Raw genomic sequence first — 13,069 nt, forward strand, 5'->3', positions numbered from 1 at the left:
CCGCTAGCTCAAGCAGCGGACGCCAATCATTTTCTTGCAAATGGTGTTGAGCGCCGCAGCGCGGCCATGCAAGATGAATGACCGACGAACAAGACTTTCGCCGTCCGACGAATTCGCGGCTCAATGCTTCAGCTATATTCTCGCAGCAATTGAGGGGGTTCCCATGAGCACGGAAAGCGCAACGGTTCGCGACCTGCGGCGTCTTTGGAAGCCGCACAAGCTGCGATTGAATGGCGTGCAGTCCGACCACCCGACAGCGGTGCGTTTTCATCGCGCGTGCAGTTGGTTGGCGGAAGCCGAAAAAATGGATCCCAATGACCAAAGCGATTTAGTGCTGATCCAACAGTGGGTGGCCTTCAATGCCTTGTATGGACAATGGGACGAGGTGGCGCACGAGCCCGCTCCGGATCGCAGCCGCTGGATGACATTTCTGAAGGAGATCAAGGATCTCGATGAAGAACAGCGTCTGCCTCAGTTGCTGCTTGCCGAGCGCGATTTGGTGATCGAAATTTTGGGTAATTCGTACCTCAATCGGTCGTATTGGCGAGCCGAATGCCCTGAGCAGCAGCAGAAATTCGCGCGCGCAAAATTCGAGGCGCAATCGTGGTATTTTGAGAAACGCTATTTGGTCATTCTCGAACAGGTGCTCGAACGCGTGTATCTGCTGCGTTGCCAGATCATGCACGGCGCCGCCACGTGCGGCAGCCAACTCAACCGCGATGCGCTGGCCATCTGCACGCGCATCTTGCGACTGTTCATGCCAATTGTGCTGCAGGTTTGGATCGATCACGGTTCCGATCGCGATTGGGGAGCGCTCTGCTACCCACCCTTGTCGGCACCAGAGCGGCTGGTGCGCCCGCGATAACTGCTCAGCGGGCGCGGCCAGAATCAGCGCTGATCCGCTGATTCCAGATGGCCACCGCCACCAACATCAAACCGAGTATCACCAACCGTGTTTCCGCCGTCGGCTGCCAGACCGACTGCATGCCGGGAAGTTGAATCGCCAGCGAGCCCACCAACTGCAGCGCGATGTCGAGGTGCGCCACGACAAGCACGCCGATGAGCGTGCGCACCACGCCACCATAACCCCCAGTCACGCTGGTCCCTCCGAGCACTACGCAGGCTATCGCCTCCAGTTCGCGTCCCTGTCCGGCATGTGGGATGGCCGCGCCACTGCGCGCTGTATAAAAAACGGCGACTAGCCCCGCCACGGCGCCGCAGACAATGTAGATCGACGCCTCCAACCGGCGGACGGGCAGCACAGCAAACCGTGCGGCGGTTCGATTGACTCCCATCGCGTAGAGGTAGCGCCCAAAACGAGTGTGGTGGATGAACATGTAGGCCACAACAAACACAGCGGCCAGTAGCCACACCTGATTCGGCAAGCCGATGCCTCCCGATATCACTACGCTATCCTGACTCAACGCGGTAAATTCACTCGGCAAGCCGCCGATCCGTTCGCCACGCGATAGCGCCATCGCCAAACCAGCGTAAAAGGCGAGCGTCGCCAGGGTGGCGATGATCGAAGAGACACCGGCCACGACCAGGACCGCGTTGCCCGCGCCAGCCAACGCCCCAACTAAAACCGCGGCGACGGCCGCGAGTCCAATGGGCCAGTCATGGTGGCGCCAGAGCTGGCCAAGCGTGACGCTAGCCAGCGCCATTGTTGATCCGATCGACAGGTCGATTCCCCCGGTCAAGATGATTGGCGTCAGCGCCAGGGCCAGAGCGCCGGTCTCCAGCCAAGCAGGCCAAAACAACAGCACGGAACTGGGATGCTCCAACTCGCTGCCCAGCAAACCCAGCGCGAGGAGCAGTATCGCCATTGGCAGCGCCCAACTCAGGCGCCGCGTCGTGATAAGCGTTCGTCCAGTAGTCGCCAAAGTAAATCCCATACAACAGCCGCAAGAATCAAGCCACCAATCACCAGATCGCTGTGGTATCGCGACACTTGCCATAGAACGAGGGAGTTGTGAACCAAGCTAATCAAGAGCGCGCCGAGCAGGACGCCAAACGCCGAGCCACGACCACCGGTAATCGCGGCGCCGCCGATCACCGCGGCGGCGATTGCGCGCATCTCGTAGCCGGTGCCCATCGACGACTGCATGGCGCCGGTCTGTGCAAGCTCTAAGATGCCGGCCAGGGCCGCAAGGAGACCTCCAGCGCCAAAGGCAAGGGACCAAACCAGCTTTTGCGATATGCCGACAGTTCGGGCCGCCAGTGGATTTGCCCCGTAGGCGTAAAGAAAGCGTCCCCAAGTCGTGCGATTCTGAATAAACTGCGCGAAAGCCATGACACACAACATGAGCAGAATCGAGCTGTTTACCGCGCCCCATCGATAGGTTGCCAATTGATCGAATTGGCGCGGCAAATCGGTCAGCGCGTCCCCCCCGGTGAGCATGATCAGGCCACCGCGAAGCGCGGTCATCATGGCGAGCGTGACAACGATCGGATGCACTCGTCCCGCCAGCGCGAGTCCGGCGTTCAGCAGTCCGGCGGCCATACCGGCGGCTAGCCCCATTCCGATACCCAACGGAATCGACACAAAATCGGGCAACGACGATTTCATGGTCATGGCGGCCACCGCCGCGCCGAGCGCGAAGATGGCGCCAATCGAAATGTCGATGGCGCCTGCCACGATCACGAGCGACGCGGCCAGCGCCAAAATGGCCCAAACGGCCGTGCTGGCGCCAACTGCCGACAAATTTCCGGACGAAAGAAAATTGGGAGTCGTGACTGCCAGTCCGGCGACAAGTCCGGCGGTAGCCGCTAGCAGTCCCCACTCGCTGGACGGTAGTAGTCGACGAGACGGAGCGCGCGCGGCCTTCGCGCGCTGCGACGACTCGGCAGGCATCGCCATAGCGGCCACTCGATCGGCGGTTGCCTCCGCGGCTGTTAATTCGCCGGCCACACGACCTTCGCGAAAGACAATAATCCGATCGCTGTTTTCGAGAACTTCGGGTAAGTCGGAGCTAATAAGCACTACAGCGCGGCCGCCATCGGCCCACGATCGCAGCAGTTGATGGATCTCCGTCTTGGCTCCTACGTCCACGCCACGCGTCGGCTCATCGAGCAGCATGACGCGAGGCTGGGAAAGCAGCCAACGGCTGAGCACAGTTTTTTGCTGGTTGCCGCCAGACAACTCGCGCACCGGCTGCTCCGTCGAGCGGCAGCGAATCGACAGCGCCGTGATCTGGGCTTGGGTCACCTGCTTTTCGCGGGTTTCATTCGTCAGCGGTCCGTGACCAAGTCGATCCAGCGTCGCCATCACGGTGTTGTCACGCACCGACAGATCAGCGAACAGCCCCTCGGAACGTCGATCCTCAGGCACGTACGCAATACCTGCCCGCATTGCTGCTGCCGCGCTTCCCACTCGAATCGGCTGGCCGTCTACATACACCGAACCATTTTCAGCCTGTCGCAGGCCAACCACCGCCTGGGCGAACTCACTGCGACCAGCGCCAACTAATCCGTAGACGCCCACAACTTCACCGGCGCGCGCGACCAAGTCGACCTCGGAGAATCGACCGGCGGAGTCGGTCAATTGATGTGCCTGGAACAGAGCGGGGCCGGGCGCGGAGCAGTGTGGCAACCGCTCCTGGACAGGCGCAGCGTCGCGCCCCACCATGGCGCGAATCAAACCAGCGGCGTCCATTGATCCGGTCGCGCCCTGCCAGACCATTTTGCCATCGCGTAGCACCATGACCCGATCGGACAACTCGAATACTTCCGCCTGCCGGTGCGAGATGTAGATGATCCCGACACCACGATCCCGTAACGCGCGCACATGGCCAAAGAGCCAGCGCGCCTCCGATTCAGAGAGCGAGCTAGTGGGTTCGTCGAGCAGTAGCACGCGAGCTCCGTGCTGAATGGCTACCGCGATCCGGGCCATCTGTCGCTGCGCCAATTGCAAGCGTCCGGCGGGCGTGCGCGGATCGACGGGCTCATGCAGCGCCGCGACGGCCGAGCATGCGTCGTTGCCAATGCGATTCCAATCGACTAATCCCCAGAGTGAAGTCGGCAAGCCAATCGAAAGCGCCAGATTTTCAGCCAGAGTCAGCGGCGAAAACACTTCGGTCTCTTGATGCACGGCGATCAGGCCACTTTGGCGCGCCGAAACGGGGTTCGGCAAATGCAATTCGCGGCCGTCCAGCGAGATCATTCCTGCATCTGGTTGCAGGATACCGGAAAGAATATTGATCAGCGTGCTCTTGCCAGCGCCATTTTCGCCGACAATTGCCAAGACCTCGCCGCCGCGCAGTGCGAACGAAACGTCTGTGAGCGCGGCAAATTCGCCGAAGTATTTGGTAATGCCGGACAACTCTAGCAACGTCACGCGCACACGCTCAGGCGAGGGCTCTTATTCAGGACTGAGTGCGAGAGTAGCGCAGTTCGTCGGCAACTTCATGTCGCCGGCCATTCGACGAGATCCGCACTCAGTGTAGAGGGGAATAATAACGACAAATCCGTCGTACGGCGAACCTCGCGAGGAACAACGCGCCCAATGCACGATTGCAGTGATCGCGTTTCACGTCTTGGTAGCCAAAACTACAACGGCTGCAACATTGAGGGGCTGGCGGCGGGAGTCGCCGGGCCTTGCGCGCTCGGCAACATCGGAGTGCGAGGCGATTGGCCGGACCCCTCCTTGGATTCTTCCGCCAAATCGGTGAGCTTTACATCGGCAAAGCTATTGCGGAGCCGGTGGCTCAGCGTATCCAATGACCGCTCCAACTCAGAATCTTTGCCAGCGCCGTCGGGAAGCCTGAGTACAAATGGCCCGTCAATGGCTTCGATAATCTCCAAGAGTGTAATGTCGGCTGGGTCGCGTGCCAGACAATAGCCGCCGTACACTCCGCGAACCGAGGTAAGCAAACCGTGGGTCACGAGTGTTCGCAGGATTTGCAGCAGGAAGCGCTCCGGCATGTCACCGCCTTCCGCCAACTGCTTGCAGCAAACTGGCGACTCTTGGGTTTGGCTCGCTAATGCGGCCATGGCCTTAAGCGCATAAGCTACGGTGCGAGAGAGTTTCATCGGCGCACCCAGGTTCTTACTAAGTTCGCTTCTCCCCAGACGGCCCGCCACAATGCGGACTCGATTTGTCTATGTGCGCTATTCTACCCGTGCATAACGTGTGCCGTTACCCAAAAGAGGGGGTAATTCGACAGATTATCGCAAGCTATTGGTGTGATGAGCTTTGCGACTCCAATACCGATTGCGAACGAATGTCCGCATGACAGAATGGTCCATTGAATTGGTCGCAGAACGCCCAAATTCCACGTTCGATGGGTTAGTTTGGGCCAGCCGGGGAAGCCGCCGGCGTTGCAACGCGGTTCTCACCAACCAAAAAGGTGTGCAGTAATAGTACGCCCACGCCAATCACCAAGAGGCTATCGGCAATATTGAAGACGGGAAAATCAAACCAGCCTTCGATCTCAAAATGAATCCAGTCGCGCACGGCATGGATCCGCTCGCCCGCGCGGGAGGTGTACTCCGGCCAGCGGAGCCCTGGCATGCCAATACGGTCCCAGAAATTGCCGAAAATGCCCGCTGTGATCATTCCCAGCGCGATCGTAAGCCACAAGTCGGCTGCCGCGCCAGACCAAAACAACCAAACTAAGATGCCAAGCGCAGCCACTAGCGCCAGCGCGATGAAAATGGGCTGAAATCCCTGTCCCATTCCAAATAGCGCGCCTTCGTTGAGGTTGGTTTCCAGAACCAACACATTACCGAGAATTCGAATCCGTTCCCCGGTAGCGCCTGGCATGCCAAGTCTGGCGAAGACCCAGTGCTTGGTGGCCAAGTCAATGACGAATCCGCCCACCGCGAGCATTGCGAAAATTACATAACGATTGCGCGGAAAGGGGATTCGGTCCATCGAATTAGCCGCGTTCTAGCTGCTCGGCGCACTTCACGCAGGTGGTGGCATACGGAATGGCATTTAATCGCGCCTTGGGAATCTTTACCCCACATTCCTCGCAGGAGCCATAGGAACCGTCTTCAATCCGTTCCAATGCCGATTCAATGGAGCCTAACGTCGACTCCTCTGTCTGCATCAACGACAACGTGAACTCCTGATCGAAGTTCTCTGTGCCAATGTCGGCCATATGAATGGGCATACTCGAGATGTTCCCTGCCTCATTCCCGTTCTTCTTGAGCGCTGCATCGGCAAGCTGGTTCACGTCACCTCGCAGACGTGCGCGCAGGGCTACAAGTCGATCCCGGTACACCTTCATCTCAGGCTTCTTCATCTGCTATCTCCGGCAACCGGCGCCTAGAACGAGAGCACTCGCTCTCGATAGACTCTCGATTCTATTTGCTTAAATTTGGGGTGTCAAACTGGCCAATTTCAGACGCGAAAGAGCGCCTTATTTCGGACAGCGTCGATTGGGCAACGATCGTGCCACGGGGCGTGATCGTTCTGCTTTTTCAAATTCCAACCTGTGCGGTCGTGCGGTGTCCGTCGCAGCTGGTTGCCTTGCTAGCCGGCATGCGGCTGGCGTAGACTGGCCACCAGCCGCACACCCTGTCATTCGGCCGTAAAGGAGCGACGCCATTAGCGTTGCGATGAAAACCGACGTCGCCTTTCAGCGCTGCATTTCGCCCAACTGCGGCGCGACCTATTCGGTCGACGAAGTCCGTGTGGATTGCGGTGTCTGCGGCAATTTGCTCGACGTAGCCTACGACTGGGGGCGGTTATCGCCTCCCAAAACGCTGGCTCATTTTGAAAAAAAATGGAGCTGTCGCTGGGACCCCTTGGCCTTTAGTGGCGTCTGGCGGTTCCACGAGCTGCTCCCTTTCGCCAAGCCCGAGCAGGTGGTCACCATTGGCGAGGGGCAAACTCTATTGCAGCTTTCCAATCACGTGGGCCGTTTTGTAGGCGCTGCGGACGATGCCTTTTATCTGCAATACGAAGGGATGAATCCTTCCGGCAGCTTCAAAGACAATGGCATGTCTGCCGCCTTCACCCATGCGCGCTCGATTGGCGCCAAACGCGCGGCCTGCGCGTCGACTGGCAACACCAGCGCTTCGCTTGCCTTGTACTGTTCCGTGACGCACCTGCTCAAGGCCGTGGTGTTCATCGGCTCGGGCAAGATCTCATACGGCAAGCTGTCGCAGGCGCTCGACTACGGCGCCTTGACCGTGCAGATTGCCGGCGACTTCGACGATGCCATGCAGCGCGTACAACAGGTGTCGCGCGAGTTGGGCATTTACCTGGTCAACAGTGTGAACCCTTTTCGCCTGGAAGGCCAAAAAACGATCATGTATCGGGTGCTCGAGGCCTTGCGCTGGCAGCCGCCCGATTGGATCGTGGTTCCTGGCGGCAACCTCGGCAACTCCAGCGCGTTCGGCAAAGCGTTTGCCGAACTGTACGAACTGGGCCTGATCGATCGCATTCCTCGATTGGCGGTCATCAACGCGGCAGGCGCCAACACCTTGTATGAGTTGTACGAGCGCCGCGGCGTGCGTTGGAACAACGGCGCGCTCGATCCGGCGATTGGGGAATACTACTCCCAGCTCGACGCCGACTCGCGTCGTGCGTCGACCATTGCCAGTGCCATCGAGATCAACCGGCCAGTCAATCTCAACAAGTGCCTGCGAGCACTCGAGCGCTGCGACGGCGTAGTGCGTGAAGTCTCCGATCAAGAGATTTTAGACGCCAAGGCACAAGTGGGCGCGGGGGGCATTGGTTGCGAGCCAGCTAGCGCGGCCAGCGTGGCCGGCGCCAAGTTGCTTCGCACCGAAGGTGTGATTGGTCCTAATGATCGCGTGGTGTGCATTCTCACAGGGCATCAGCTCAAGGATCCCACCGCCACGATGGCTTACCATACCACCGACCAGGACCAATTCAACGATGTGCTCGGTAAACGCGGCGTCAAGCGCGCAACTTACGCCAATCGCGCCGTCGCCGTGTCCAACAACCTAGATGAGATCATCAAGGCCATTCGCCTCTATTCATAAACTCGCCGCGCTTTGGAAAGCAGAATGGAACCGCTTCGTTTAGTCATCAATGGCGCCGCCGGCCGCATGGGACAACGGCTCGTCGCGCTGGCTGCGGCCGATGCGCGATTGCGCGTGGTTGCCGGCCTCGATTCGCCAGCCAATCCGCGTCTGGGGGAAGATGTGGGGGCGTTGGCCGGGATTGGCCCCACAGGAGTCGCGCTGACCGCTCGGCTGGATGTCGACGCCGACGCGATGATCGACTTTTCCACCCCCGCCGGAGCGCTCGCGGCAATTGAGACTTGCGTTGCGCGCCAAGTGCCGTTGGTATTGGCGACCACCGGCTTTGAAAGTGGCGAGCAAAAACGGATTCAGGCGGCCAGCGAGCGGATCGCTCTATTGCACGCTCCTAACATGAGCCTGGCGGTGAATCTGACCATGAAACTGGCCGAGGTCGCGGCGCAAGCGCTCAAGGACCAATCGGCGGGCGTCGATGTCGAAATCATCGAACGTCACCATCGCTTCAAGGAAGACGCGCCCAGCGGAACCGCGCTGAAATTTGGCGAGCTCATCTCGGCCAAGATGGGGCAGTCGCTCGCGGCGCACGGTCGTGAGGGTCGACCTGGCGCCCGATCGCGCGACGAAATCGGATACCACGCTGTGCGCGTTGGCGACAATCCGGGCGAGCATACGATCATTTTTGGATTATTGGGCGAAACGATCGAACTCACCGTCCGCGCCACCAGCCGCGACTGCTATGCCCTGGGAGCGCTGGCCGCAGCCAAGTTCCTGGCTGGTCGCCCAGCAGGCATGTACTCCATACGAGACGTTTTGGGACTCTAACTAGCGTTGGGTCTCGCAACCATGGCCAAATGCGAGCAAGGTTATCTGTGCGAAGTATGCGGCGAGGACGTCGCCGAAATCTCTGACAGCGACCTGTATCTGCGGTATGTCATTGGTTTGGTCGATCCCGAGTCGTTGCATACCACTCCCGAGCGGCATATACGCTGCAATCCCAGCTTGGCGCAGTTCATCGTCGACGACGATTTTCCACCCGTGCGGGTCGATGGTCCCTTTGACAAGCGCCAACTCGACACCACAACCGTGCGCGAACGCGAGTCGCTGGTCAGCCGTGGTTGGCGCCGTTTGCGCGAGGTGTCGCACAGTGAACTGTCGATCATCGACTATCCGCTGGCCGAGGTGCAAGCGCGACTCCAGCGGCGTGCGCTGTGAGAGCGCCGCGTCTCACACCGATCGCTGTGCGACGAGAATCGATGCGCGCTCTTGGCCGCATTGACGCAGCGCTTGCTCAAGTCGACTTGTCAACTTTGCGCTGCTGGAGTTCGAACAGTCGCTCATTGACTCGACGAGGCGGCCTAGACATTCGCCGGCAATAGACCCCTGAGTTCCGGCTACGACAATCAAAACTTGTCCCGCCGCGAGCGATAACGATTCCGCTAAGAAGCTCGTCTCCAGATCACTGCCAATTGGCGGCGACACGCGAGAGAGATTGCGCCATTCGCGCCCTGGTGAAATCGTCATGACTAGCGGCTCGCCAGCACTGGCAATCCGTAACTCGCCGCTGTGTTGCTCGAACGATGCCAGGACCAGTGTGGCATTTCGATCGCCAGGCGATAATTCGCTGAACAAGCGATTGCCCCGTGTGGCGATAACGCCGGCGCAAGCACCGTCGGTGGCCAGTGTGCGGATCAGCGCTCGTAACGTGACCGCGTAAATTGCTGAACCAAGATCTGGGGCCGTCTCGTTACAGATCGCGCTGCCACTAGCCAGCATCAGTCGGCCATCGCCGCAGGAGCACCAGTCATGAAAGGTGATTGGCGGCTCGCCAGAAATCAATGTCGCTCCCGCAACGTCCCAACCGGCTAGTTGTGGCGCGATGTTCGGCAAGTTGCGTTCAACCGCCTGCTGCGCTCGCTGGATGCCTTGCCGCTGATCGGCTAGCGCCGCGGTCTCAGCCAATATCGCGTCGCGTTCCAGTTCGCAGGCCAACCGGCCGGCGATGATCTCCAACAATTCTGTCTCGCGGCTTGATGGATCTCGTTTCTGATCCGAGAAGAACCAAACCGTGCCGAGCGGCATCGACGGGCCCGAAATTGGCAGGCATACTGCCGATGCGCACGGTTCGGGACAGCTCCATTGCATTAATTGGCCTGGTTCGGTGAGCACCACCGCATGTCCCAGCAGAGCTTCGAGATCGGCCAATGAGCCGGATAAGGGGCGCGGAGACTCAGTGAGTTTGGAGCGCGACATACCATAGCAGGCGCGCAGCTTGAGATACGTGGTGTCAACATCCAACAAGTAGAGCGCCGCCGAATTCATGCCGATCGCATCGACCCCGCAGCGCAAGATTCCCTCGAGTCGCTCCGCCAGATGCGCTTCGTTCTCTCGCGCAATCGAAACGGGAACTCCCGTCGCCAGTTCCGCCTCGCGCCGCCAAAGGGCGTCCTGCGCGCGGCAGGTCTCGGTCAGCAGTCCGGCGATGGCCTGGGTCAGTTGAGCGCTCGTCCGGGCCGAACGATTTCCGGCGCGCCCCTCGCAATCAACCGTTAGGTATCCTCGCAATTGGCCAGCGATGCCGAGGATCGGGTAGCCGTCGCCCGCTCGCGATGGTTCGTGGTCGGGAGGCTGCACCGTCAGGCGATGCCCGGTGAGGCGCTCGACGGCATCGGCGACCTGCGCCATGGCGTCTTGTTGTCCAGCGCTGAACGCAAATCCTTCCGGGGCCGGCTCATCGGCCATGAGTCGCAGGTAGGAGGGGCGAGCCTTGGCCACGTTTTGTAGCGACGCCGAAGGGTGCTGTTTGACTTCGCTTCCTGCGCCAATGCAACTGCGCTGCCAGTAACCGCTGCCCAGCCTGAGCATCGCGATGTGCGGCGTAATGTTGCCGGCGAACATCCCTGCCGCCGCTACCAACAGATCGGCCGGCGCCAGCGTTCTGATTGAGCCAAGCTCGCTGCCGCGCGGGGACACGAGTTAATCCACAATTGCGGGCGCGGTCAGCCACCCTGGCGGCGCCGATTCTGGCGCCGATCGCGACTTGCTCGTCGGTCCCCCTTTTCGGGGCCGGCATCGGCCGCGCGAGCGCGGCGTTCTCCCAGGCGGCGCGTTGCGTCGTCGCGCTTCTCGATCAGGAAGTTCAATTCCTCTGGCAATTGCAAAGCGCTGCGGGTTTTAACGGTTTTTCGTTTGCGCGCTTCCACGTGATGATCTCCGGCCCAAATAGCGGGTCTGTTGCTGTGGTTGTTGCAGTGCTTCGTTCGCTGGCAGCACTGTTTCGGCTGGCATGTAGTATTGTTGATTCCCTTCCAACCACTGCGCCTGGTGCTGCTTCTGTTGTTGCAACTTTTGCTGCTCCTTAAAGCGTTTGGCCTGCTTTGGTGTGCAGCCCGGGTTGGTCCAGGGATCGGGCATCTTCGCCTCATAGGGGCGCGGATGCGGCACCAGTGGCCCATCAAGCAATGGCTCTTGGGCCTTGCACACCTCATGCGCGTGCTTCTGCTGATACTCGGGATCGAACGGCACAATCCGCGGCACCAACACAATCACCACTTCCGCGCGACTGCGCTTGATGACTTGTTTTTGGAAAAGCTTGCCCACAATCCAGACATCGCCCAACCAGGGTATCTTCTGCCGATCGTTCTGATCCTGCTCCTGAATCAGGCCGCCGATCAACATACCGCGACCACTGGGCAGCAGCGTATCGGTTTCGACCTGAGTGGTTTCTGATTCTGGCAGACCGCTGTCTTGGTTGACTTTTCCGCTGGACACCTCCGGCTTAACGTGCATCAAAATTTGGTTGTCGCGACTGATCCGCGGCGCGACTTTTAGCACCACGCCCACATCCAAGAAGTTCACACTCTGCAGTGTGCTGGTCTGCGTCGTGGTTGAGACCCGGAAGCCGAGCTGACCGCCCACCTGAAACCGCGCTTCCTGCCCATTGACCACAAGCACCTTGGGTGAAGCCAGTGTCTTGGCGTCAGTGGTTAGTTCCAAGCACTCGATGAGCGTGTCGAGGTTCGAGCCGTCAAAACTGGCGAACATTGCCTGCGACGCAGTGGCGCTGGCAAACCCCACGACCTGAAAGTTCACCGTGTCGCCCAACGGGTTGAAGAGTTGCCGCCAATTGACGCCATTGCGATCTTCGTATTTGAGATCAACCTTGAGAATATGCGCTTCGATCAGCACCTGTCGCGGCGCTTGATCGATTTCCATCAGATATTGCTCGATGCGCGCCAGCACCGACGGGAAATCCTCGACGCAGATCGCCTCTTTTGTTTTGCGATTGTCCGTGACGTCGGTCTCGTTGATGAACGCCCGCCCGACAGGCGACAGTAATCCGGTTATCGTTTTCAAGGCGTCGGACGCCGAAGCGTAGTCGAGATGGTATACCGCCAGTTCGCGGCCTTGCGCCTCTGACGAAATCGTGCCCGACGATTCAATCGAGGTCACCATAATGATGTTGTTGCGACGAGTCCACGTGTAGCCAGCGACCATCAAGACCGAGTTCAGAGCGTCTTCCAACTTCACATCGTTCAGCGTGATCGAAATGTGCGCGGTGATGTTCTCCGCGCACACCAGGTTCATCCCATGCTGTTCCGCCAGCGCCGACAGCACGGTGTTAAGCGCCGCGTCGCGCGCGATGAGCGTCACCAGCCCGTGGTTGGTCTTGACTTCAACTTGCCCCGCGTCGACCGACTCCGCAAAGGGAATACGCAGTTCTTCTGCATCGGAGTTTGGTTCCGTGGTCACCTGCGAGTCGCCACCAGCATTTGGTGTGGCCATCGACTCCTGCTCCGCGGGCGGCAACGCGCCGGAAGCGCCATCGTGACCCAATTCGTCCGGCGGCAGATCGGCTGACTCGTCTCCTTCCGGCAACGGGGCTTCGGGCGGTTCGTCGCCAGGCAATCGCAGATCGTCGCTAGTTGCGCTTGCGCGCCGTACATAGCGATCCTCATGAGGTTGTCGCGACGGCATCGGGAGAGTTCGCTTGATGTTCGCCTTCTTGGGCATCGGGGCGCGCGGCGCGGCTGTCGCCAGGCACGGCCACAGCGTGGCCAGCGCGAGCGCTGCTGCCGCGAGCGTCCGTTTCAGTACTTCGTTCACGATCCGC

The 13,069-nt window shown here is 59.9% G+C and carries 11 protein-coding genes; 4 read left to right on the forward strand and 7 right to left on the reverse strand.

All coding sequences use genetic code 11. The features are described from left to right. Positions 1-163 precede the first annotated feature (163 nt). A complete protein-coding gene (locus tag K1X71_03680) occupies positions 164-865 on the forward strand; it encodes a hypothetical protein (protein ID MBX7072223.1) in 702 nt (233 codons plus the stop codon). 4 nt (positions 866-869) lie between these two features. On the opposite strand, the gene K1X71_03685 is transcribed toward K1X71_03680, so the two are convergent. The 5 genes from K1X71_03685 to K1X71_03705 form a co-directional block, all read right to left on the reverse strand. Beyond that, the gene (locus K1X71_03685) at positions 870-1,826 is read right to left on the reverse strand and encodes an ABC transporter permease (protein ID MBX7072224.1); all 957 of its coding nucleotides are present in this window, start codon (positions 1,824-1,826) and stop codon (positions 870-872) included. A 14-nt stretch (positions 1,827-1,840) separates the two neighbouring features. Continuing rightward, a complete protein-coding gene (locus K1X71_03690) occupies positions 1,841-4,336 on the reverse strand; it encodes an ATP-binding cassette domain-containing protein (protein ID MBX7072225.1) in 2,496 nt (831 codons plus the stop codon). Between the two features lie 212 nt (positions 4,337-4,548). Continuing rightward, on the reverse strand, positions 4,549-5,031 hold the full coding sequence (locus K1X71_03695) for an Rrf2 family transcriptional regulator (GenBank protein MBX7072226.1): 483 nt from the start codon (positions 5,029-5,031) through the stop codon (positions 4,549-4,551). A 256-nt stretch (positions 5,032-5,287) separates the two neighbouring features. Beyond that, positions 5,288-5,875, reverse strand: a complete 588-nt coding sequence (locus K1X71_03700; GenBank protein ID MBX7072227.1) for a signal peptidase II — start codon at positions 5,873-5,875, stop codon at positions 5,288-5,290. Between the two features lie 4 nt (positions 5,876-5,879). Then, a complete protein-coding gene (locus tag K1X71_03705; GenBank protein ID MBX7072228.1) occupies positions 5,880-6,248 on the reverse strand; it encodes a TraR/DksA family transcriptional regulator in 369 nt (122 codons plus the stop codon). Positions 6,249-6,564: 316 nt separating this feature from the next. Between K1X71_03705 and thrC the strand changes: the two genes are divergently transcribed. From thrC to K1X71_03720, 3 genes are read left to right on the forward strand one after another with little or no spacing between them, the layout of a single operon-like run. Further along, the gene (gene thrC, locus K1X71_03710) at positions 6,565-7,959 is read left to right on the forward strand and encodes a threonine synthase (protein MBX7072229.1); all 1,395 of its coding nucleotides are present in this window, start codon (positions 6,565-6,567) and stop codon (positions 7,957-7,959) included. Between the two features lie 24 nt (positions 7,960-7,983). Next, positions 7,984-8,781: a 4-hydroxy-tetrahydrodipicolinate reductase gene (gene dapB, locus K1X71_03715; protein ID MBX7072230.1), complete on the forward strand. Its 798-nt coding sequence runs from the start codon at positions 7,984-7,986 to the stop codon at positions 8,779-8,781. A 21-nt stretch (positions 8,782-8,802) separates the two neighbouring features. Beyond that, positions 8,803-9,171, forward strand: a complete 369-nt coding sequence (locus tag K1X71_03720) for a hypothetical protein (protein MBX7072231.1) — start codon at positions 8,803-8,805, stop codon at positions 9,169-9,171. A gap of 12 nt (positions 9,172-9,183) precedes the next feature. Here K1X71_03720 and K1X71_03725 read toward each other — a convergent pair whose 3' ends face one another. Then, positions 9,184-10,929: a SpoIIE family protein phosphatase gene (locus K1X71_03725; GenBank protein ID MBX7072232.1), complete on the reverse strand. Its 1,746-nt coding sequence runs from the start codon at positions 10,927-10,929 to the stop codon at positions 9,184-9,186. 201 nt (positions 10,930-11,130) lie between these two features. Then, positions 11,131-13,062, reverse strand: a complete 1,932-nt coding sequence (locus K1X71_03730; protein MBX7072233.1) for a hypothetical protein — start codon at positions 13,060-13,062, stop codon at positions 11,131-11,133. Between the last annotated feature and the right edge of the window lie 7 nt (positions 13,063-13,069).

It is taken from the genome of Pirellulales bacterium (assembly GCA_019694455.1).
Classification (GTDB): Bacteria; Planctomycetota; Planctomycetia; order Pirellulales; family JAEUIK01; genus JAIBBY01.